Annotated in this window: 17 protein-coding genes; all 17 read left to right on the top strand. The window is 56.2% G+C overall.

Annotated elements, in window-relative coordinates; translation table 11 throughout:
- The first annotated feature begins 25 nt into the window (after positions 1-25).
- Positions 26-1,552 carry an aldehyde dehydrogenase (NADP(+)) gene (locus BUB13_RS15490; protein ID WP_072909680.1) on the top strand — a complete coding sequence of 509 codons (1,527 nt, stop codon included), beginning with the start codon at positions 26-28 and terminating at the stop codon, positions 1,550-1,552.
- 289 nt (positions 1,553-1,841) lie between these two features.
- Entirely contained in the window at positions 1,842-2,429 is a 588-nt protein-coding gene (locus BUB13_RS15485; protein WP_072909679.1) for a Pvc16 family protein, read from the top strand.
- Positions 2,426-3,496 carry a hypothetical protein gene (locus tag BUB13_RS15480; RefSeq protein ID WP_072909678.1) on the top strand — a complete coding sequence of 357 codons (1,071 nt, stop codon included), beginning with the start codon at positions 2,426-2,428 and terminating at the stop codon, positions 3,494-3,496. Before BUB13_RS15485 ends, BUB13_RS15480 begins: the two co-directional genes overlap by 4 nt.
- Before the next feature lie 134 nt (positions 3,497-3,630).
- Positions 3,631-5,640 (top strand): phage tail sheath C-terminal domain-containing protein, encoded by a 2,010-nt coding sequence (locus BUB13_RS15475; protein WP_072909677.1) that lies wholly within the window; start codon positions 3,631-3,633, stop codon positions 5,638-5,640.
- Between the two features lie 17 nt (positions 5,641-5,657).
- Positions 5,658-6,089, top strand: coding sequence for a phage tail protein (locus BUB13_RS15470; RefSeq protein WP_072909676.1), 432 nt, complete (start codon positions 5,658-5,660; stop codon positions 6,087-6,089).
- A gap of 4 nt (positions 6,090-6,093) precedes the next feature.
- Positions 6,094-6,540, top strand: coding sequence for a phage tail protein (locus BUB13_RS15465; RefSeq protein ID WP_072909675.1), 447 nt, complete (start codon positions 6,094-6,096; stop codon positions 6,538-6,540).
- Positions 6,541-6,565: 25 nt separating this feature from the next.
- Complete coding sequence (locus BUB13_RS18970; RefSeq protein ID WP_153305044.1) at positions 6,566-6,733, top strand: DUF5908 family protein; 168 nt, start codon at positions 6,566-6,568, stop codon at positions 6,731-6,733.
- 6 nt (positions 6,734-6,739) lie between these two features.
- Entirely contained in the window at positions 6,740-7,423 is a 684-nt protein-coding gene (locus BUB13_RS15460) for a CIS tube protein (protein ID WP_072909674.1), read from the top strand.
- Positions 7,416-9,161, top strand: coding sequence for a type VI secretion system tip protein VgrG (vgrG, locus tag BUB13_RS15455; protein ID WP_072909673.1), 1,746 nt, complete (start codon positions 7,416-7,418; stop codon positions 9,159-9,161). Before BUB13_RS15460 ends, vgrG begins: the two co-directional genes overlap by 8 nt.
- Before the next feature lie 15 nt (positions 9,162-9,176).
- Positions 9,177-9,458 carry a PAAR domain-containing protein gene (locus tag BUB13_RS15450; RefSeq protein ID WP_072909672.1) on the top strand — a complete coding sequence of 94 codons (282 nt, stop codon included), beginning with the start codon at positions 9,177-9,179 and terminating at the stop codon, positions 9,456-9,458.
- Between the two features lie 10 nt (positions 9,459-9,468).
- Positions 9,469-9,888 (top strand): GPW/gp25 family protein, encoded by a 420-nt coding sequence (locus tag BUB13_RS15445; protein WP_072909671.1) that lies wholly within the window; start codon positions 9,469-9,471, stop codon positions 9,886-9,888.
- Positions 9,885-12,986, top strand: a complete 3,102-nt coding sequence (locus tag BUB13_RS15440; protein WP_072909670.1) for a baseplate J/gp47 family protein — start codon at positions 9,885-9,887, stop codon at positions 12,984-12,986. The genes BUB13_RS15445 and BUB13_RS15440 overlap by 4 nt, the downstream gene beginning before the upstream one ends.
- Before the next feature lie 7 nt (positions 12,987-12,993).
- The gene (locus tag BUB13_RS15435; protein ID WP_072909669.1) at positions 12,994-15,705 is read left to right on the top strand and encodes a YegP family protein; all 2,712 of its coding nucleotides are present in this window, start codon (positions 12,994-12,996) and stop codon (positions 15,703-15,705) included.
- A 4-nt stretch (positions 15,706-15,709) separates the two neighbouring features.
- Positions 15,710-18,364, top strand: a complete 2,655-nt coding sequence (locus BUB13_RS15430; protein WP_072909668.1) for a hypothetical protein — start codon at positions 15,710-15,712, stop codon at positions 18,362-18,364.
- 7 nt (positions 18,365-18,371) lie between these two features.
- Positions 18,372-19,871, top strand: coding sequence for a contractile injection system tape measure protein (locus BUB13_RS15425; RefSeq protein ID WP_072909667.1), 1,500 nt, complete (start codon positions 18,372-18,374; stop codon positions 19,869-19,871).
- A gap of 3 nt (positions 19,872-19,874) precedes the next feature.
- Positions 19,875-21,224 (top strand): ATP-binding protein, encoded by a 1,350-nt coding sequence (locus BUB13_RS15420; RefSeq protein WP_072909666.1) that lies wholly within the window; start codon positions 19,875-19,877, stop codon positions 21,222-21,224.
- Positions 21,225-21,342: 118 nt separating this feature from the next.
- Positions 21,343-23,601 carry a PAAR-like domain-containing protein gene (locus BUB13_RS15415; RefSeq protein WP_072909665.1) on the top strand — a complete coding sequence of 753 codons (2,259 nt, stop codon included), beginning with the start codon at positions 21,343-21,345 and terminating at the stop codon, positions 23,599-23,601.
- Positions 23,602-23,609 lie beyond the last annotated feature (8 nt).

The following is a 23,609-nucleotide window of genomic DNA, read 5'->3' as shown; positions in this document are numbered from 1 at the left end:
TTTCGATGTTTATATGGGGGTGAGAATGGAATTGACAGGCAGCTCGATTATAGCGGGTGAAATGCAGACGACGAGTGCAGACTTTTATGCCATCAACCCTGTTGACGGTGAAAAACTTCAGCCCGGCTTTGCCGAAGCTGACGGAACGCTGGTTGATGCCGCGGTGACCGCAGCCGAGCGAGACTTTGATGCTTACCGCATGCTGCCGTTGCCGGAGCGCGCCGATTTTCTGCTTGAAATCGGCGACCAGTTGGAAGCCGGCCGCAGTGACCTGGTCGACCGAGCCGGCCTGGAAACCGGCTTGCCGCAGCCACGCCTGGAAGGTGAACTGACTCGCACAGTCAACCAGCTGAAGATGTTCGCTGATTTCGTTCGCGACGGTGCTTTTCTACAAACGCGCATCGACCCTGCGCAACCGGATCGTCAGCCATTACCGCGGCCTGATTTGCGCATGACCCAGATCCCTCTCGGGCCTGTTGCGGTGTTCGGTGCCAGTAACTTTCCTTTTGCTTTCTCCGTTGCCGGCGGTGACACAGCGGCAGCTCTGGCGGCCGGCTGTCCGGTGATTGTCAAAGGCCATCCGGCCCATCCGGGCACCTGTGAGCTGGCGGCGCAGGCGATCGTTGCTGCCGTGAAGAAATGTGGAATGCCGCAAGGCGTTTTCTCGCTGCTGCAGGGGAGCAGCCATCAGCTGGGTGGACAACTGGTCAAACATCCACTTGTGCGGGCGGTCGCATTTACCGGCTCACAGGCCGGTGGTCGCGCGCTGTTCGACCTGGCTGCTAACCGACCTGTGCCGATACCGGTCTATGCGGAAATGGGCAGTGTCAACCCGATCTATGTCCTGCCAGGGGCCCTGGCGGAAGGAGGGGAAGAGCTGGCGAACGCTTATGCTGACTCGGTCGCCCTTGGCGTTGGCCAGTTCTGCACCAATCCGGGGTTGCTGTTTGTTGTCAAGTCGCCCGAGTTGTGTAGTTTTGCTGCCGCTATCGAGCAACGGATGCAGGTTGCCCCCGTTGCTCCGATGCTGCACGCAGGAATCAAACGGAATTATCGACAGGGTTTTGAGCAGCTGCAACAGCGAAAAGGGATTAACTTCTGTGCCGGGAATGCCCCGAAGGGTGATGATTGTCTGGCGACTCCAGCCCTGCTGCAGACCAGTGGTGAACGTTTTCTTGTTGATCCACAAATCGCTGAAGAGGTCTTTGGCCCCAGTTCCGTCATGGTGGTCTGCGAATCGATCGAGCAGATGCTTGAATGTGCGACCGCATTGCAGGGACAGTTGACCGCAACCGTTCATGCGACAGAGGGCGAAACACAAACCTGCCGTAAACTGTTCTCCCTGCTGGAGCGAAAAGCCGGGCGATTGTTGTACAATGGCTTCCCGACCGGAGTGGAGGTCTGCCATTCGATGGTTCACGGTGGCCCCTACCCTGCGACGACCGATAGTCGTTCCACCTCTGTTGGGACGGAAGCGATACGGCGTTTTTTACGCTCAATTTGCCTGCAGAATTTTCCCCCTTCACTGCTGCCATTAGAATTGCAACGATGAGGTTTCTATCGTTCCAGTATCACTCAGCTTTAATGCTTGCAAGCTATCTCTTTAACTTGGAAGGAGAATAATATTAGCAGCTTAGAAGTTATTGATTAGCTAAAAAAAATATTATGCAACTCTTGAATAACTGGAATCTATAGCTTTAATTAGTTTTATGAGAAAGCTTAGGGAGAGATAACATGTTTTTCGAGAGTGCAGCAGAACGAGCCGCTTTTCCCCGCGTATGGGGGAAAGCGGCTTTTTAGTCTGCGCAACGTCAAGATCTCGTAGCGGGTGGAAATGGCCAATGATTTACGAAGCATTGGAGATACTGCGAAGTGAAATCAGCGATTATCTGAAGTCGTTACCGGAGCTGAATGTTGCGGGCAACACAGTGGTGTCGATGACGAATGTCGCCAAAGATGACGGCACTGTTGATATTCCCAACAACAACATCGGGCTGACTCTGGTGAACATTGAAGAGGAACGGCTGGTTCGCGATGTGACCCCACACCGGATCAATCCAGATAACAGCGTCAGTCACCTTAATCCCGAGATCCGCCTAAATCTCCTGGTGCTGTTTGTTGCGCATTTCAATGACTACAAAACCTCTTTGCAGTACATCTCAGGCCTCATCCGGTTTTTCCAGAGGAAAACAGTCTTTACTCCTGATAATTCGCCGAGCATGCCGGATGGCATTGAAAAGCTTGTGGTCGATCTGCACCAGCTTAACTTTGAACAGCAGAATAATCTCTGGGCCGTGCTTGGCGCCAAGTATCTGCCATCCGTTCTTTACAAAGTTCGCGCGATCAAAATCCAAGAGGGGCAGGCGAAGGATCTGCAGACGCCGATTACCAGCATCAAAATTGTTGGCAAAGGAAAGGAGGCCGGATGAGGATCGATTTCCAGAAAGCCTTCGCCGTCGAAGTTTTGCACGATTATTATCGGGACGGCATTAGCGCCGACTTTCTCATTGCACCGACGCCAAGTTGTCAGCAGCAGCTGCTGAAGCAGGGGATGTTGTTCAAGGAGACTCCGAGCGGTTTCGTTGTTCTTTATGAAACGGCCGGCGATGAGGCATCAGAGCCGAAACGGCCACTCGCCAGTCCACTCACTTTTTCCTTCGTGCTTTGGTCACAAGAATCTTTCCTGCTCAACTATTCGAACCTGCCGCTGGATAAAACCCCGGATCAGATCTTCTACCTGAGCAACCGAGATAAAAGTATCAACGATGGACAACTGTTGCTTTCTGCTGACAGTGGAGCCCAGTTCCTTTCTGCCGCTGACCTGTTGGCGCTGCGGCCACAACGCTTTCAGGTCGATATTGAAGACTCTTCCGATTCGGTTGTATGGGAGCTGACTGACAGCAAGGGAACTCTTGTTGACCGACGTCGGGTGGCAACGGTTGAGGGCAACAACAGTTATCTGGTTGATCTCAGGGAGCAGGCGCCAGGGCTGTACCGCTTGTGCTGTGATGGAGAAGAACATCTGAAATTTTATGCAGCCGACCGCCTGGTCAGTGGTTTTCCTTTTGGCTTGATCGAGATTTTTATCGATCCAGCCATTAGTAACGATTTCAGCTTTGTCGCAGCTGACGGATCTGTTCAGTTTCGCAATTACCGACTCAAGTTACAGGCTCGCAGTACCACCTGGGAATATTACGTGGTCGCCAAGTATGAGACTGAAGTGACGCCGAATGATCTGCAGATATCGCTCGATGAACCCGCGGTCAACTTTGTTCGGCAGCCGGCAGTGAGTCTGGCCGACGGCAGTACCGCTGTTCCTTTTGTCGCTGGTGCAACTTTGCCCCTGAGCCAGCAGCCTTTGACCGGGATAACCCTGCAGAAGAAAAAGGGGCCGTCGACTCCGCGACTGGTGATCGATAACCTGCCGAATCCATCGGTGGCAGAGATTATTCCTGAAGCGGACAGAGTGATATCACGAACATATATTTATGTTTAGTTAATATATAATTAGTTATTACAATGCATATATGCTTATAAAAAATCAAAAGTAAGTATAGAAAAAGTTAATAAACTAAAAGAATAGTTAAGAAGGCCTAGATAAGTCTAACTCTAACGAAAGAGGGACGAAAGATGGCGACTTACAAAACACCCGATGTCTATGTCGAAGAAATTTCCCTGTTTCCGCCGTCGGTTGCCGAGGTGGAAACCGCCATCCCGGCGTTTATCGGTTATACCGAGATTGCCAACAAAGATGGCGAAGACCTTACCCTGAACCCGACCATGATCCGTTCGATGGTCGAGTTTCAGCGCTATTTCGGTGGCGGTCCACCGGTCAAGCCGACTGTTTACCTTGACGACAACAATGCCGTCAGCAGTGTTGATCTGGGCGCCAACAGCTTTTACCTGTTCGACAGTATGCGCCTCTACTTCGACAACGGTGGCGGCAAGTGCTACATCGTCTCGGTTGGCGATTACAATTCTCCGCCGGCGATCGGCAACGACACCAGCGGCATCCTCGGGGGGCTGAAAAAACTGGAGATGGAGGACGAGCCGACAATCCTGCTCTGCCCCGACGCCACCCTGCTCGCCGGTACCAACCTTTACCAGTTTCAGCAGCAGGCGCTGGCCCAGTGCGGCAAGCTGATGGACCGGGTGACGGTCTGCGATCTGGCCAACAGCGGTGACCTGGAGACTGACAAAGCGGCCTTCCGCAACAATATCGGCATCAAGAATCTCAAGTATGGCGCCTCCTATATGCCCTGGTTGCAGACCAGCTACACCAAGACGATCAAGTCAAGCAACGTCAGCCTCAAGCGGGCCTCGACCAACGGTGATCTGCGGCTGGAGAACCTGACCAAGGATGCTGACCTCAAAGCATTTATTACTGGCGATTTAAACGCTGCGGTTTCCGCCGTTGAAGATCTGCAGAGCGACCTGATCGATGCCTTCACCACTGGTGATAACGAGACTTTGAAAGAGCAGTTCGGCGAGTTGGACGATACCTTCAAGGCCGCTCAGCCGTACGCGGCCGAAGATGATTTCCAGGGCAACATTCGGCCGATGTTTACCCTGGTGCTCGATGTCATGCACGCGATGATCGTTACCTATCGCAACAGTATTGTCGAAACCGACGACTTCAAGCTGCAAACCGACCTCGACACCATCGTCAACAACAATCAGCTGGATGAGGATTTCCAGTTGCTGCTTGAGCACCACAACGCCACCATCGGCTTCTCCGCCGGCAAGATCATGGTCACTACCGGCGCCACCGGGACCCGCATCAGCGAGACCATTGCCGCGCTCAATACGATTACCGGCAGCAGTTTGACCGACGGCATGACGGACGCCGCAGTCAACGCGCGTTACGCTGCCGCGGCTGATGCTAATGCCAAGGCGAACATTGCCCTCGAAGCGGCTTTCATGGCCTTCGGAGGCTTGAATGCCGCGGTTGCCGAACTGTCCGCATCGGCCGCCGACTATGAGAAAACCTTCGACGGCCTGCTGGCCGATCGTTTCGCTCTCTACAAGAACATCGTCAAAGGGATTAACGACAAGCTGGCGGTACTGCCGCCGAGCGGCGCGGTCGCCGGGGCTTATGCCTTCACCGATCGCACTCGCGGGGTCTGGAAAGCACCGGCCAACATCAGCCTCAGTTCGGTCAACGGTCCGGCGATCAAGATCGACAACAAGCAGCAGGAAGATCTCAACGTCGACGTCAACGCCGGCAAGTCGATCAACGCCATCCGCCCCTTCAGCGGCAAAGGTACCCTGATCTGGGGCGCTCGCACCCTGGCCGGCAACGACAACGAGTGGCGCTACATTTCGGTAAGGCGCTTCTTCAACATGGTCGAGGAATCGGTAAAAAAATCGACTTACTGGGCGGTTTTCGAGCCGAACGACGCCAACACCTGGATCAAGCTGAAAGCGATGATCGAGAACTACCTGGTGCAGAAGTGGCGTGACGGCGCCCTGCAGGGGGGCAAGCCGGAGCATGCCTTCTTCGTCAAGGTCGGTCTCGGCGAGACCATGACCGCGCAGGATATTCTTGAAGGGCGGATGAACGTGGAAATCGGCATGGCGGTGGTCCGCCCCGCTGAATTCATCATCCTGAAATTTTCGCACAAAATGATGGAATCTTAAGATAAGGAGACAGACAGATGGCTGACTATCCTTTGCCGGTTTTTCATTTCCAGGTGCAGTGGGGCGGCACCAAGCTCGGGTTCTCCGAGGTGTCCGGCCTGAACATCGAAACCCAGGTGATCGAGTACCGCGATGGCCTGAGCCCGACCTATTCGGCGACCAAGATGCCGGGCATCCCCAAATTCGGCAACATCACCCTGAAGCGGGGCATCGTGCCGAATGACAACGAATTCTTCGACTGGCTGAACACCACCAGCCTCAACAAAGTCGAGCGGCGCGACCTGGTGATCAGCCTGCTCAACGAAAGCCACGAGCCGGTGATGACCTGGAAAGCGGTCAACGCTTTCCCGGTCAAGGTCGAGGGACCGGGCCTTAAGGCGACCGGTAACGAAGTTGCGATCGAGTCGATCGAGGTGGCCCACGAAGGACTATCGATCGAGAACGGGTAACTAGATGGCTGATTATCCGCCGGTCGGGTTCCACTTCCGGGTCACTATCAGCCTGCCCGGAGTCGGGGAAAAAGACAGCCGTTTCCAGGAGGTCACCGGGCTTTCCGCCGAACTGGGCACCGAGGAGCTGCAGGAGGGAGGCGAAAACCGCTTCGTCCATCGCCTGCCGACCCTGCCGAAGTATGGCAACCTGGTGCTCAAGCGTGGGCTTTTGATCGACTCGGGGCTGATCCAGTGGTGCCGCGACGCCATCGAGAACTTCAGTTTTGCGCCAACCACCGTCGACGTGACCCTGCTCAACGAAAAGCACGAACCGCTCGGCTTTACCTACAGCTTTGTCAAGGCATGGCCGGTCAAGTGGGCGGTGTCCGATTTCAAGGCGCAGGAGAATGGGCTGGTGGTCGAGACGCTGGAGCTTTCGTACCAGTATTTTACCAGAATAGGTCGATAAGATTTTCCTCTGAAGAGAGGTCGCTATGCCGTTAGAAGTCAGAGAACTTGTTATTCGTGGAGTGGTTGAGGGAAGTCAATCCACGCAGCAGGAAAGTGAAACATCGGACGCGCCGCGTGAGGAGCGACAGCAGATTGTCAGCGACTGCGTGGAGCAGGTGCTCGAAATCCTCAAAAACCGGCAGGAAAGGTAGGTCGACATGTCAGCGCCGAACAAAGGTGAACTGGAAAGGCTGCTGCTCAAGGCCTATGCAGAAGCTGATTATTCTGGCCAGCCGGTTGCAGAATTCAAAGTCGACTTCAACCCGCAGGAGTACGGCCAGGTTTACGACGTCGAGTACCAGCGCCAGCAGGGAGAAGGAACAACCGGCAGCCCGGTGGTGTTCCGCAAGATCAAGCCACAGGAATACAAGTTCAAGCTGATGTTCGACGGCACCGGCACTTGCGGCGACAAGGTCGAAGTCTACGATCGGATTCAGGAGTTTTTCAAGGTTGTCGGCTACGATGGTGAAATTCACCGTCCCCGGTACCTGAAGTTGCTCTGGGGGAAGTTGGAGTCGAAGTGTGTGCTGATCAAGGCTGACATCACATACAAGCTGTTTTACAGCGATGGCCGTCCGCTAAGGGCGGTAATGGATGCAACCTTTACCGAAAATATCGATGACAGTACCCGGGTCGCAGAAGCAAACGACCAGTCGCCCGACCTGATGCGGAGAGTGACTGTGAAAGAAGGGGACAGCCTGCCGCTTCTCTGTTTCCGGACTTATGGCGATCAGTCTTATTACCTGCAAGTGGCTGAAGTAAACGGGCTGGATGATTTCCGCAACCTGCAGGCGGGCCAGCAGCTGGTTTTTCCGCCGCTGGAAAAGAGTGCCAATGCCTAATGAACGGGCCATACAGACGCAGGCGCCGATCGACCGGCCGACGTTTGCCATCCTGATCGAGGGGGAGGATATCTCCCGTGAATATCAGGTTGCTGCCCTGACTGTCATCAAGCAGGTCAACCGGATATCTACGGCAAAAATCCTGTTGCACGACGGCGACCCGGCCAGAGGTGATTTTGAGGTCAGTAATTCCGAAATGTTCATACCGGGCAAGGAGATCGAGATTTGCGGTGGTTATCACTCGCTGGAAAATACCCTGTTCCGCGGAATCATCACCGGGCATGGCATCAAGGCTCGGCAACGGCGGCCATCGATGCTCAGTATTGAATGTCGGCATAGCGCATTTCGTATGAGCCTTTACCGGCGGAGTGCCTATTTCAGTGAACTGAAGGACAGCGACCTGTTTACGCAAATGGCGGAGAACTACTCTATCGGCAGCGAAATAGAAGAGACCAGTGTCGAGCACGCTGAGCTGGTGCAATACAACTGCACCGATTGGGATTTTATGCTGACCCGCGCTGAGGCGAACGGTCAGCAGGTGTTGACCAACAGGAACGAGTTGCAGATCGGCCCCCCCGATTTCAGTGCCGATCCGGTACAGACGTTGACTTACGGTGCGACCCTGCTCGAGTTTGAGGCTGAAATCGATGCCCGTGACCAGATTGCTTCGGTCAGCAGTGAAAGCTGGGATTCCGCCGGACAGGAGCTGTTCAGCCGCGACGGCTCGGCCGATGAGGTCGAGACTCCCGGTGATCTGCTGTTCGAAGAGCTGGCCGATGTCGCGGCACAACAGGCCCCGGTGCAGCGAAGTGGCAGCCAGCTCAGAGAGGATGAATTGCAGGCCTGGAGTGATGCGCGCCTGCAGAAACAGCGGCTGGCCAAGGTGCAGGGGCGGGCCAGGTGCACCGGCATCGATGTCAATCCGGGGGATTTGATCGAGCTTGAAGGCGTAGGAGACCGTTTCAGGGGCAGGGCTTTTGTCTCCGGGATTCGGCATGAGTTCAGCGGTGGTCCATGGACCACCGATATCGATATCGGGCTGCCGGCAGAATGGTTTGCCGAAAAATTTCCGGTCAGCAGTCCACCTGCTTCCGCACTGCTGCCGGCCGTTTCAGGTTTGCAGATAGGCATCGTTACTGCGATCGTTGGCGATCCGGACGGTGAAGACCGGGTGCGGGTGAGGGTTCCGGTGATCGCACCGGATGTTGATGGTGTCTGGGCACGTGTGGCCTGTCTCGATGCCGGCGAAGAGCGCGGCACCTTCTGGCGGCCGGAAATAGAAGACGAAGTGGTGCTCGGTTTCCTCAATGATGACCCGCGTGACGCCATCATCCTTGGCATGCTCAACAGCAGCGCTAAACCGGCGCCGCTGGCAAGCAGCGACGATAACCACGAAAAGGGGATCGTCACCCGTAGCGGCATGAAAATGATCTGGAACGACGAGAAGGTCAGTCTGACGATCGAAACCCCGGCCGGGAAGAAGATCGTTATCGATGACGATGCCGAAAGTATCCTGCTCGAAGATGACTACAGCAACAAGCTTGAGATGAACAGCGCCGGCATCAGTTACGAGAGCCAAGGTGATATCACCATCAAGGCAACTGGTGATCTCAAGCTCGAAGGGATGAATGTTGAGGTGAAGGCGCAGATGGAAATGAAGGCCGAAGGCGGCGTGGAAGCCAAACTTGTTGGCGGAGCGACGGCCAAGGTTGAAGCCGGTGTTGTGATGATCAACTAAAGGAAAGGAACAGATATGCCTCCAGCAGCACGGGTGACAGACCTGTCTACCCATGGCGGCACCATCGTCGGTCCCGGCAACGCGACGGTGCTGATCGGCGGTATGCCTGCGGCAGTGATGGGCGACAACCATGTCTGCCCGATTCCTCCTCCGGTGCATGTGCCAACAGTCAGTCCCTTTGTGGCCGGCAGCGGTACGGTGCTGATCGGTGGCGTGCCCGCCTTGCGGGTTGGTGATCTTTGTGGCTGTGGCGCGACCGCTGCTATCGGCGAACCGACGGTTATCATTGGCGACTAAGGAGCTTCGCATGACGAAGTTGAACGATACAAATAACCCGTTTCTCGGCACCGGCTGGAGCTTTCCGCCCCGGTTCTCGAAGATCAAAAAGGGCGTCGAACTGGTTTCGGGCGAGGATGATATCCGTGAAAGCCTGGAGATTCTCCTTGCGACCAGTGTCGGTGAGCGTTTCCTGCAGCCGAAGTATGGTTGCAATCTCGACGAACTGATCTTCGAGCCGCTCAATACTACGGTAAAAACCTACATCCGCGGGCTGGTCAAGCAGGCGATCCTGATTTACGAGCCGCGCATCGAGCTGGAAGACGTGGTGATCGAAGCACTCGATGAACCGGCCGGCAAAATCGAATTGGTCGTCTACTACAAAGTGCGGGCGACCAATTCGCGCAACAACCTGGTGTTCCCCTTTTATCGGTCTGAGGTGACTGGATGAGCGGCAGCACAAAGCAGATATGTCTCGGCAACCTCTGGCGCGACGGACAGAGCCAGCAGCAACGCCTGCTGCCAGCCCTCGATCCGGGTAGTGCGCCGATTGACGAGCGTGACCTGCAGCAGTGGCTCGATTTCTCCACCGAGTTTGCCCGTTTGCTCAACTTCATCAATCCGCAGAGCAACAAAGTTGATGGCAACTGGAGCGCTTTTTTCGATCAGTTGCCGGCCGATTTGGCCAGGCAGCTTGCTTTTGATATCGACCTCAATGATGTCGAGCAGAGCTTCGCCGCACGGGGCGACTTGTCTCCACATCTTGGCCTGTTGATAAGTTTCCTGCGCCTCTGCCGCTACGCGCGCGAAGAGCTGAACGGCATCACCGGTCGACATCTCGATCATTTTTACCGCCAGGTGCTGCAGCTCAAATCCGCTCCGCCAGTGGCGGATAAAGTGCACCTGCTGTTTGAACTGAAAAAGAAGGTTGATGAACTGTTGCTGCCCAAAGGCACCCTGGTGACAGCTGGCAAGGATGCGACGAAAAAGGATGTTCAGTTCGAGCTGGCCGATGACCTGAGCGTCTTCCCGGTGACCATCGATTCATTGCGCTCGGTGTTTGTTGATGACGGTCTCATCCGGTTGGCACCGCTTGCGGCCTCGAGCGACGGGATTGGCGGCGAGTTTGCCGAACAGCCAGGGCAGTGGCCTCCGTTCGGCTCCAGCGTGCTGCCGCAGGCGCAGATCGGTTTTGCTTTTGCCGCACCGGTTCTGGCGATGGCGGAAGGCACCCGGACCATCACTCTGGAGATGACGCTGAACGGTTTGCCGAGCGGGATAAATATCGACAGCGCCGGGGAGGGTGCGTTCCAGGTTTACCTGAGCGGAGAGAAGGGTTGGATAGGACCGAAAAGTGCGTCGCTGACAGAGGTATCCGGGCTCTATCAGGTGACCGTTTCGCTCAGTGCGGAAGATGACGCTGTCGTTGCGTATGACGCTGAGCTCCATGGTCACAGCTTCGATACCGGGGCACCTCTTCTGCAACTGTTGCTCAACCAGCAGAAAACGGGTTTTGGTTATCATGAGCTGTCAGCAGTCAGTATCACCAGTGCAGAAATTCGTGTGACCGTCGAGGGGGTGACCAGTCTGCAACTGGAAAGTGACTTTGGCAAACTCGATCCGGCCAAGCCCTTTTTGCCGTTCGGACCGCAAGGGAAGCAGGGGGCGAGCTTTTATGTCGGCAGCGCAGAGGCGTTCAACAAAACCCTGGAGACCTTTACCCTCAAGCTTAAGTGGCTGAACGCGCCGGTCAGCTTCGCCAGCCATTACAACGCACCGGAATATAACTACAGCGTCGGTGGCAACAGCTTTTTCCAGGCAAAACTGAGATCGAAAATAAACGGCCAGGAAAAGGTTTCGACAGTAAACTTGTTCGATTCCGGCAACGCCAGGGCAGAGCACTCTATTTCCGAACCACCAAGTGGCAGTTTGCCTGTCAGTGTTCTTCCCCGACCTCCGTTAATGCAGGCGCAGGCTGTCAGCTTGCAGCAGACCCGCTGGGCGCTGCAACAGGTGCAGGGCCTGCAACTTGTCAGCCCGATCCACTGGTTCTACCCGGCGCTGTCTGTTCACCAGGGATCGACTCCGCGGCTGCGAGACGGTTTTATCGCGCTGCGACTGACAAGAAGTTTTCTGCATCAGGAATATACAGAAGCCTACACTTCCGCTGTGATTGTTGCCGCCGGGGCGCCCCCGGTTTTGCCAAACGAGCCGTACACTCCGACGATCGAAAGCCTGAGCCTGAACTACACGGCCAGCAGCGGGAAACTGGATTTGACGGCAAATTCTGCCGCTGCCGTAGTTGACGATAGCCTGGCGTTTTTCCAGATCGCCCCCTTCGGTCAGCGGCGTGACCACAGCTACCTGCGCAATCAGCTCTCATTTCTTGCCGCGAAGTCGGTGCCGTTGCTGCCTGAATATCCGTTTGAAGGAGAATTCTACCTCGGCTTTTCCGGCGTCGACCCTGGCCGCAACCTGTCTGTGCTGTTTCAGGTCGTCGAAGGCAGCGGCGAGCCCGATCTGGTCAAGCCGGATGTGCAGTGGAGTGTTTTGAGTGATAACCACTGGCGTGAACTGAGCAGCGAGGAACTGCTCAGCGACGGTACGAACGGTCTACTGACCAGCGGGGTGATTCGCTTCAAGCTTCCGGAACTGGCGACCAACCGTAACACCCTGCTACCGAGCGGCTCCTTCTGGTTGCGGGCGACGGTGGCGCAGAATACGGCAGCGATCTGCACCTTGATCGACGTGCAGCCGAACGCTGTGCTGGCGACTTTCAAAGATCAGGGTAACGATCCGGAACGGCTGCGATTGCCCTTGGCGGCGAAATCGATCAGTAAACTGGTGGTGCCGCAGGCGGGGATCAAATCGGTCAGCCAGCCCTACGCTTCCTTTGCTGGACGCATGGCAGAAGATGACGCGGCGTTTCGGGTGCGAGTCAGTGAGCGGCTGCGGCACAAACAGCGAGCGATCAGCCCCTGGGATGTCGAGCGACTGGTGCTGCAGCAGTTCCCGGAGATCTACAAAGCGAAGTGTCTGACCCACACAGCGCCTGACAGCTGCGAAGCGCCGGGGCATTTGACCCTGCTGGTGGTGCCGAGTCTGCACAACCGCAACGCCGTCGACCCGTTACGACCGCGGGCCGACCTCGACACCCTCGATCGCATCAAGGCATACATCGAAGGCTTGACCGGACCGACGGCAACGGTGCATGCCGCCAACCCGCTCTACCAGTCGATCAAGGTCTCCTTTCATGTTCAGTTCCAGCAGCAGCTCGACTTTGGCTTCTACCGCAAGCTGCTCAATGAAGAGATCATCAGGTTCCTTTCCCCCTGGGCTTTTTCGGCTGACAGCGACGTCAACTTCGGTGGTCGGCTGCACAAAACGGTCATTCTGCATCATATCGAGCAACTCGATTATGTCGATTACCTGACCGAGTTCAAACTTTACCAGGGGAATAATTTGACAGATGACCTGGGCGAGGCCCGGGCGACCGATCCGCGCGCCATCCTGGTTTCGGTGGCGCAGCACGATATTCAGAAGCTGTGAGGCGTTTATGGCCGAGAAGCTGACCATCAGCAAACAATCGAGCGATATCACGGCACGCAACTATCAGCGGTTGCGCGAAGAAGGACTGGAACATGTCCAGCTGCTCTCGCGCAAGCTGTGGACCGATTACAACATTCACGATCCGGGCATTACCAGTCTGGAACTGCTCTGCTATGCCATCACCGATCTTGGTTACCGCATCTCTCAGCCGTTGCCCGATCTGTTGGCGCTGCCGGAGCACGTCGAAAAGGCCGAGGCCAGCTTTCCGACTGCGGCGCAGGTTTTGCCGACCCGCCCGGTGACGGTCGATGATTACCGTCGCCTGCTGATCGATATCCCCGGCATCCGCAACGCCTGGCTTTTGCCGGATCCGCAGCAGTATGGCATCAACTGCGAGCGCAGTCGGCTGGAGTTTCTGCAGAAGGGGCGACTGCATAAACACCGGGTCGAGATGAAAGGGCTCTACCGGGTGCTGCTGGAGTTGGAAGAGGATGTTGCCAATGGGGATCGTGATCTGCGCAACACCCTGCAGCAGAAAGCCTGGCAACTGTTACAGGCCAGCCGCAACCTGTGCGAAGATTTTACCGGCATACAGCTTGTGCGGCAGAAACCGTTTTGCCTCTGTGCCGAGATCGAGCTGGCACCGGATGCAGAGATCGACCTGACCGAGGCGCGTATTTTCCGTGCGGTGCAGCAGTTCCTCACCCCGCCGGTCAAATTCTATTCGCTGCAGAAGCTACTCGATAAAGGGACGCCGGTTGAGACTATCTTCGAAGGGCCGCTGCTGCAGAACGGCTTCCTCGCTGCCGAAGAACTGGCCGCTTCGCAGATCCGCCAGCAGATCAACCTATCCGACATTCTGCAGGAGATGATGCAGGTCGAGGGGGTGCAGGCGGTGCGCGATATCGTCATCGCTCCGAGCGGTGCGCAGCTGCCAGAGGATGAGGATAGCTGGATTATCCCGGTCTGGCAGGAAGGCCAGCAGCCACTGCAGCCGGTCATCAGCACAGAGTGCTCACGGCTGGTTTTCTACAAAGACCTGCTGCCGTTCCAGGCAGATTTCGAGCGCGTTGAAAACCTGCTGGCTGAAATGGAGCAGGATGAGCAGGCGAACGCTCACCCCGGTAGCACCGACCTGCCGATCCCGGCCGGGCGTTATCGCAACAGCGGCGATTACCAGAGCATCCAGCAGCACTACCCGCGCGCGTACGGTATCAGCGACAGCGGCCTGCCGGAATCAGCGAGTGATCAGCGTAAGGCTCAGGCGCGGCAGCTGCAGGCCTACCTGCTGTTCTTCGATCAAGTGCTGGCCAACTATTTCGCCCAGCTCGGTAACGTGCGTCAGCTGTTCACCCTCGACCCGGCCATCGGCCAGAGCTATTTCAGCCAAGTGGTCGCTGGGGTGACTGATGCTGATGGACTTTATGCCGATCCTGCAACGCTGGCCGAAGATATCCAGAGCCTGACGGAGGATGAAGCGACCTTCCTCAAACGCCGCAATCGTTTCCTCGACCATCTGCTGGCTCGGTTTGCCGAAAATTTCAACGAGTACGTCTGGACCATGTACGCTCATGATCGCAGTAACGCTGTGGCCGAGGCGGCACGGGCTAAACGGGAATTTCTGCGGGATTATCCGAGTTTAAGTGTCAATCGGGGCGGAGCCTTCGATTACAGCCTGAAAAAGGAGCTGTGGGACACCGCCAATATCAGTGGCCTCAGCCTGCGGATCGGTCGTTTGCTCGGCATCCGCAATCTCGACCGGCGTAACCTGGCGAACGTGAAACTCGATATCTACGACGAGCGGGACCGGGTTGAAGATGATCTCAAAGAGTACCGCTTCCGTATCCGCGACGATCGCCCCGAGATGGAGGGCAAAATCCTGCTCAGCAGCAGCTGGAAGTTCCTCGACTCGCGCGATGCCCGCGAAGAGATGCAGCGGGTCCTCGGTTTCGCTCTCGATCGCAGCAATTACCAGCCGCGTGTCGCCAAGGACGGGCGTTATTATTTCAACCTGACCGATGGTGAGGAGGATATTCTCGCCCGGCGAATTGAATATTTCGCCACCGAAGCGGAGCGTGATGCGGCGATCGATCAGATCCTCGATCTGCTGCAGGACAGGTTCAGTGACGAGGGTCTGTTCCTGGTCGAACACCTGCTGCTGCGGCCGCAGCGGGAAATCGGTCTGCCCTTCGATGGTGGACGGAGTACTGCTACTCCCGCCGCACCGGTAAACCTGCGAATTTCCGACCGGATACCGGCGCCAGGCGCGATTGCGGAAACGATCCGTCCGATCGAGGATTCTCTGTTGGCTGAACAACAGCAGGGGCTTTTCCTGCCGATCTGTACAGGCGGTGATTGCAGTAACGTCAAATACATCGACCCCTATAGTTGCCGCATCAGTATTATTCTCCCCGCTTGGCCGGCACGCTTTTCAGATATCGATTTCCGCCGCTTCGCCGAAAAGACCATCCGCCAGGAGACCCCGGCCCACATCCTGCCGAAGATCTGCTGGGTCGACCGGGCGCAGATGGCCGGGTTCGAGAAGGCTTACAAACGCTGGCTGCAGGCGACTTTCGGCAGCTCGCGGGTAAACAAGCAGACAGCATTGGCTGAACTGGTTAAAGCTTTGAGCAATTTACGCAGTGTCTATCCCGAGGCGACTCTGGCGCCTTGCGATTTCATCCTGGACCGCGCGGTTCTGGGCAGACGAGACGGGTGACGTTATGGCAGATGCAAACAGGCTTTCCACGCAGGTGACCGAACACACGGTCTTCGAAGAGAACCAGGTTCTGACCGCTGAACAGCTTAATCAAGTGGTCGGCTATCTCGATCGGCAGCAGCGGTTGACGCGGGCCCGGCTGCACGGGGTCGGCATCGTCTGCGGATTGCAGCTCAAGATGATCGCGACGGCGGTGAGTTTGAGCCCGGGAACGGCACTGACCACCGATGGCGACCTGATGAATGTCGAAGAGCCGCTCTCTTTCGGCCAGTTTAAAAGCTTCACTGATCAGGATGCTCTTTACCCCCATTTCATGGTCGATGACATCACCATGCCGCTCTACGAGTTGGTGGCAAAAGGTGGTACGGCATTGAGTAGTTTCACTGCCACGACCGGGCGGCAGCTGAGCAACATGGTGGCGGTGCTTTACCTGGAGAGCTACTTTTACGATCCCGACCTGTGCACCGGCAGTGGTTGCGATAACAAGGGGAAAGAAGCGCGCAACAACCTGAAACTGTTGCTGGTTGATGCCGAAAACGCTCCGTTGCTGCTTGGTTCGGAGGCGTTGCTCGGGCGGCGTTACCCGCTGTTGGAGAGCTATGTGATGACCCGGCCAATTCTCGAGCCGGACAACATCGACGATTACACCGACCTTGGCAACACCTATCGCAATGTCATCCTGCAAACGATCCCCGAACTGAAAGAGCGGTTGCAGAAAACCTGGCAAAAGCAGATCAGCATGCTGGTCAGTGACCTTTACGGTAAAACCAACCCCACGCTTGCTTGGGCAGAAAAACTGGAGACGTTGCAGAACCATGTGCAGAACAGTCTGTTCGGGGTGCAGTACCTGTACGATTTTCTCCGCGATTTGAGTCTCGCTTACAGTGAATTCAAAGAAGCGCTGTTCGAGGATAATTTCATCTGCATGCCGCCGGTCGAGCTGTTCCCCAAGCATGTGCTGCTCGGCGGAGTCGGTGACTATTCGGAGGTTCGCCACGGTTTTTATGAATCGCCACAGCTCAATCGCAAGGACCGGGCCCTGGCTCGCATCCGTTTTTTGCATCAGCGACTCGACCGGATGATCCGCCTGTTCGAGATGCCGGCGGTCACGGAGAAATTGAAGTTTACCCCGACATTGCTCTCTTCCGCCGGGCTGGGCGAGCGGGCTATCCCCTACTACTATAAGCCGGACAAGCTGCGCCCGCTGAACGGCAACTGGAGTTTCGAACTGAGCCAGCGTGGGCTGCAGCGCGAGATTTACGGCTATTACGCCGAAACTCTCGGTGGCAGTGCCGCGGCCAAACAACCGCTCAATTATGATTTTGATTGCTACGATTTCTTCCGGGTGGAAGGCCACCTGGGAAGGGATGTGGAAGAGGCTGAAGCCGCGTTGAAGCAGCAGATCGAAGATTACAATCTGCCGATTCAGGTTCTGCCTTTGCAAGTTGAGACCGCGTTGATCCCTTTCAAGCCAAGGCCGCTCGCTCCTCTCCGCGAGCTGAAGGCACTGCATCGTTTCCATCGCCTGGATCTGCTGGAAAATGTCAAAAATATCCGCGATTTTACCGAGAAGGTCCAGGCTACGGTCGAGGACTCGGAAAAATTACCGGAAACTGATGTTCATGCCGACACCCTTTCCTATAACAAGGCAATCGGAGCAGGGGCCGATGAGTTGAAGCAGTCGCTCGATCAGGTCCGTAACGACTTGAAGGTCGATTTCAGCCAGTTCAAACTGAACGACTTCAAGTTGCATTATTCCGGCGCAGTGCAAAAGGCTGCAGCCATCAATAAAAATGTGCGTGGTGTGACCTATGCCTCTTCTTTCACCCCCTTCGAGGGATTAATCAATGATACCAAGTTCAAGTGGCTTGGCTGGATCGAGGGGATTTTGCTGAAACGGGCGGAAGAGGCTGAAGAACTGTCGAAGTTCGCCCAGTTCCTCAAGGAGGCACCGGCAATGGAACACCTGGCCGGTGCGCCGAAAGGGGGCACTTTTATCCTGGTTTATTCTGGCGCCAGTAAAAAGGTGGTCGCTGATTTCTGCCTGCCGTACTGGCATGTTGATCAGCCGAAGCTGGATGAAGCGGAGGAACAAGTGGCGGAAGAGAGTGAACCGAACTGGACTCTGCTCAATGATTTTATGGTGCAGCGTGATGACCTGACTCTGTTGACGGATCAGTTCAACGAGGTGAAGGCGACGGTAGAAACCTTCAACTGGCGGCTGCGAACCCAGGAAACGATCGCCGACCAGATCCTGACTGCTAAAGTATCTCCGGCCGGTGTGGTCGAAGAAACTTACTTGGAGGAGGCCTTGGGGGCGCGTGCCGAGATGCTCGCAGCGGCAGAAAAATATCTGGATTATGTCGACGAAAAGGCCGCAGAGGGAACTCTGACAGCTGCAGAAGAGGCGATGCGTAAAGATGTAGAAACCGTCACCGGTGGCATTATCAAAGAGGCGGTCAACGAGATCGGCAGCAAAGATTCAGATATCCTGCCCGGTTCGGAAGAGGAGAAATTCGTCGAAATGGCGATCAGTGCCAGCGCCCGGATGAGCGCGGCGGAAAAGGCATCCCTGTCGGCCAGCATGGTTGAGATTCAGAGCGGAGCAGGAACAAAGACCAACATGGCCAGTATGCTCGACAGGATGATTATGAAGTAGGAGCGTTATGGAGCACCTGATCCAGCGACAGATTCTGGAACTTAAATTTGCTTCGCAGGATGATGCGCGCTTTTGGATGGAGCGTTTGCCCGAGTTAAACAGGCAGGTCATTTTGACCGAGTTGGAGCAGGTTTTCGATGAACTGGCGGGTGGCCAGAACCTGCGGCTTGAACAATTGCAGATCGATTTAGGCCGACTGAGGCGGAGCGATCTGGAGCATGACTTGGCGCAGCTTGTCAGGCAGAAGGTGCGGGAAGCGTTGCAGCCTCACCTCGGCCAGTTGCCGCATAACGAAAAATCGCCAGGACTTGCAACTCTAGCAACGCGGAAACCGCGCCTTTCTGACAAACAGAACCCTGCTTCCCACCTCGACGCCGCTTCCCTGGAAGAATTGTTTGAACAGTTCCTTCAGAGTGGACATTTTCCCTGGTGGTTGCAGCGGGAGGCTTCCGGGCAACTCGATCAACTTTACCAGGCTTTCTTGCTGAGGGCACCGGATGCGGCCGGCCGGCTTTTGCGACAGGCGATCAGCGAGCCGGACTGCCTGGTTCGGCTGGTCGAGCAGTTTTCCAACCGCAGCCACAAGTTGACCCTGTCGCGGCTGCTGCCGGCGGAGATGGGCGCTCTGCTTTTTGACCTGCGTAAAGTCGCGAGTCTTCTGCTGGCGCGTCGGGGCGGCGGCCAGCAAGCTCGGGCTCTTGGTTTCAAGCTGATCTACGGCATGATCGCTGTCGACAACCAACAGTGGCTTGAGCGACCGAACTTGCTGGCGCGTCAGTTTTTCACCTCCCTGGAGCGGATCAGCGGAGTCTCGCCTCGCGAGTTGGCGAAGGAGGTTGATGGCACCGTTTCCGGGCTGAAACTGATGCCCGCAACCCTGGCCCTGTTGGCAGACATGTTACGTCAGCCGGATGCTTTTTCCGGTCAGCAGGAGTTAGATCGGGACCAGCGGGAAAAAGAGATAGAGCCGGGAGCAGAAAGTGACAGCAAAGGTTCTGTGGCAGGAGAAATAGATATCGCTGTCGCGAATGCCGGACTGGTGCTGCTCTGGCCGCATCTGGCAGAAATCCTGCGAAAACTCGATTTGCTCGAGAAGTTGATAGACGGCTCTAAGAAGCCAAAAGTGGAGTCGGTTCTGCTGTTGCAACAGTTGGTCACCGGGAGACCGGCAGGGCAGGAGAACCTGCTGTTTTTGAACAAGCTGCTCTGTGGCCTTCCAGCAAATGCTCCAGTGCCACGGCGGTTGCGGCCGAACCAGCAGTGGGTGCAGGAAAGCGAAAATCTGCTCAAAGCGGTCATTGCGCAATGGGCAGTGTTGAAAAACACCTCGGTAAATGGAGTGCGCAGCGGTTTTCTCCAGCGTGATGGCATCCTGCGAGAGCAGGGAGAAGGCTGGCTGTTGCAGGTCGAGCGCAAACCTCAGGATATCCTGTTGGAGCAGTTGCCCTGGGGCCTCGGCATGATTCGTTTTTCATGGATGCAAAGACCTTTGATAGTTGAATGGTGAGCAATGAAAGCGGACCCTTTTTTACAGAATGCCACCGCTCTGAACGATGAGCTCGACTGGCTGTTCCGGGTACTTGATACCCGTATCAAGTTGCATTTCGAGGAAGACTGCGACTACCGGGACGTGTTCGAAATATCGGCCCCGGCCTTGAATGATCAATCCAGCTTCGCGCGTTTTATCCAGCATTACCAGCTCACCGAAGCTGAGCGCCTGGTCTTGATCCTGGCTTTGACCCCGCATGTCCGGCCGCAACTGCTCGATGTCCTTTTTACCAAGAACTCGGTCAGCAATCGCGACTTTACCGAGTTCGGTGGGCGCAGCAGTGCTTCTTTCGGCGGGTTCCTGCCGAGCGCGGAAACAGCTCTCTTCCTGTTGGCCGGCAACGATCTGGCCCGGCGGTTTTCATTCCACTATCTGTTCGATGCAGATCATGTTTTTTCCGAACACGGCATTATCACTCTGGAAAAGATGCAGCCGGGAGAACCGCACCTCAACGGGATTCTGAGTGTAAACCGCGAGATCATCGAGCTGGTGACCACCGGCAAGGTTGGACGCCCCATGTTTGGCGCCGATTTTCCCGCCAAGCGGATAACGACTGAAATGGAGTGGGATGACCTGGTTCTTGACCCGGAAACTTTTGAGGATGTCCTGGAGATAAAATCCTGGCTGGCCCATGGCGATACCCTGCTGTACGAACTTGGTTTGGCGAAAAAACTCAAGCCGGGCTATCGCAGTCTGTTTTACGGCCCACCCGGCACCGGCAAAACCCTGACAGCCAGTCTGCTGGGGAAAAGCTTCGAGCGGGATGTCTACCGCATTGATCTGTCCGCGGTGATCTCCAAGTACATCGGCGAGACGGAAAAGAACCTGGAAAAGATTTTCCAGAAGGCGGAGCTGCGTGACTGGATTCTGTTCTTTGACGAAGCGGATGCCCTGTTCGGCAAACGGACAAAAATCAGCAGCTCCCATGACCGCTTCGCCAATCAGGAAGTCTCCTATCTGCTGCAGCGGGTCGAGGATTATCCTGGGGTGGTGATCCTGGCCTCGAACATGCGCGCCAACCTGGATGACGCCTTTGTCCGCCGTTTCCAGTCGATCATCCACTTCCCAATGCCGGATGCCCGTGAGCGGCTGCAATTGTGGCGCTCGGCGTTCTCGGAAAAGACCGATCTGGCGGAGAAGGTCGACCTGAAAGAGATCGCCGGGCGCTACGAGCTCTCCGGTGGATCGATTATGAACGTGGTGCGCTATGCCACGTTGAGAGCGTTGGAAAGGGAGGAACGCACAATCTCCAATGGAGATTTGCAGGAAGGGATCAGGAAGGAGTTTCAGAAAGAAGGGAAAACGATTTAACTGCTGGGAGCGCGTCCCTTTTGTGGCGCAACTGGAGTTGAATCACGGGCGAGTTTCTGCTGATTCCCGAAGCGACCTCCGAAGAGGTCGCGGGGCAGGTTGAAACGGTAGGTGGAATATGTTTGCAACGGCAACCAAACAAAAAGAATCCACCGTTGCGGCACGGAACAAGGCTTCCGCATCCGCCCACCCCAGCCGTGCGCCCGCTGCTGCAACCGTTCAACTCAGTCGTGTTATCTGCAATGCGCAGGTTCAGCCGAAACTGAAAAGCGGAGAACAGAAAGATCGGCAGGAGCAGGAAGCGGAACAGAAGAGCGAGCGGGTCATGCGAACATCAGTCTTCGTTGCGGCCAATACTCTTCCTGCAACCAATCAATGGACCTTTCCCGATGTAAGTCGTCTGCCGCCCCAAAGTCCGGCAGTTCCATTGCCTATTCCGTATCCACATGTCAGTCGGATCGATCCAGCCAAGGGGAGTAAGCAGGCCAAATTCCGCCCTAAAAGCGTTGTGATCCGTGGCCGTTCGCAATACCAGGTTTCACAGGGGGACGAACCGGCAACTGCACGCCAGGGAATTGTTTCGGCGCGAGACCGGGCACAGACCCCGCAGATCACGGTCCTGCAAACACCGGGGACGCAGGTTCAAAGGTTCGCAGGCTCCGTCGGCGATCAGTTGGGTTCACTTGCCCGGCGCGTACCGGGCTATACTCTCCTGACGCAAGTTATTGGCAGTGATCCGATTTCCGGTGGCGCACGCGCGCCACCCGCGGATCAATTACTCAGTATTTTGTTTGGACTGGTCGCAAACGGCCGTGCCCTCTACCGGAAAATAACGCAAGAGGGGCTGGTCGGGCGTACGTTGATCTTCCTGCGCGCTGAATTGCTGCGTCACAACCTGACCGCAGCACGACTGCGTCGAACTATTTCCAGTGCGCGTAGCGAGATGGATTTCTTCCGGCTCGATGCGGTGCCTTATAACCTGCGGGTGCTCGCCCGGCACCTTGCCTTGCTGCTGGCTGACGTGCGTAGCCTGGCCGGGGCGGTGTTCCATCAGCTGGTCGATCTGCTCAAGCAGCTCCTCCGTGACCGCTTGGCAGCCATGGCCCAGCGTATACCGGGGTTCTTCCTGTTAACAATGCTGATCGGCCATAACCCGATCAGCGGTGAAGCCGTCGAGCGTTCACCGGTCAATCTGGTCCGTGGCCTGCTGGAGTTTGTCCCGGGTGGCCGGGCCAAGTTCCGCGATCTTCAGGAGTCGGGCGCACTGGCGCGTGCTTTTGCCTGGATCGAATTTCACCGGATACTGTTTGTTGGTATCCGGGCCAGCCTGCGCAACGCTTTCAGGACTTTCTGGGCGACCTTGTCAATTCAGGACATTCTCAACCCGGTAGATTTTATCGCTCGCACCATCACAATTTTTTACTCTCCGGTGCAGCGAATCCTTTTCTTTGCCATCAGTGTCGGCCATAAAATTCAGGAATTGATTGTCGAAGCGGTGATGGGATTTGGGTCACGCGTGCTGTCTCTTGTGCAACGTGTTCGTTCAGTATTCCTGCGCCTCGCCCGTAACCCGATCGCGTTTGCCACCAGCCTGGTGCGTTCTGCGTGGCGGGGGCTGCGTCGCCTGGCGCTGCGTCTGACCGGTTTTCTGCGGCGTTCATCGGCTGCTCTGGTTGCTCGTGTTTTGCGGGTGGCAGGTTTGCTCAGCGAGCGCCTCAACCTAAGCCGGATTTTCTCGCTGGTCGAGCGGGTGCTGGGTATCAGTTTCCGTCGTCGTGTCCGCGGTCGTTTGCTGCGGCGTTTCGGCCGGCACATGGTGGCCTTTATGCAACGTCGGGTTGCAGCCGTGCGCCGACTGTTTGCCCTCGGACCGCTGCGGGCTTTCGGTCTCCTGAGGCTGGCGGTGACACGTCTCCGTGATCGGATTTTCGGACCGCTGCGAAGTTTTCTCATCAGCCGAATTATACGAACGGCAGTTTCACGCATAGTACAGTTTTTCAACCCGGCAGGGACTGTGATTGCCGCGATCCGCTCCATCTACCGAAGTGTCAATTTCTTTGTCGACAGACTCGGCCAGATCGGAGGCTTGGTGGCAAATATTGCAGGTTCTGTCTGGCGACTCATTGCTGGGACCGCCGGACGCGCGGCAACTTTCGGTGAGCGAGCGCTGGCTAGAACCATCCCGCTGATTCTCGGTTTCCTTGCACGTTTTGTCGGAATCGGCGGTGCGGCCGGGCGCTTGCGGCAGATCATCAGCCGTTTGGGCAGACCGGTCGTCCGCGTTTTTGAGCGGGTTTCCGATATGCTTGTCCGCCAGGTCGCTGGCTGGTTGCGACGATGGAGACGAAGAGATGTACGGGCAAGAGCAGAGCGCTAAATGTAAAT

This window comes from Malonomonas rubra DSM 5091, assembly GCF_900142125.1.
GTDB classification, from domain to species: domain Bacteria; phylum Desulfobacterota; class Desulfuromonadia; order Desulfuromonadales; family Geopsychrobacteraceae; genus Malonomonas; species Malonomonas rubra.
This window is presented reverse-complemented; position numbering and strand designations above follow the sequence as displayed.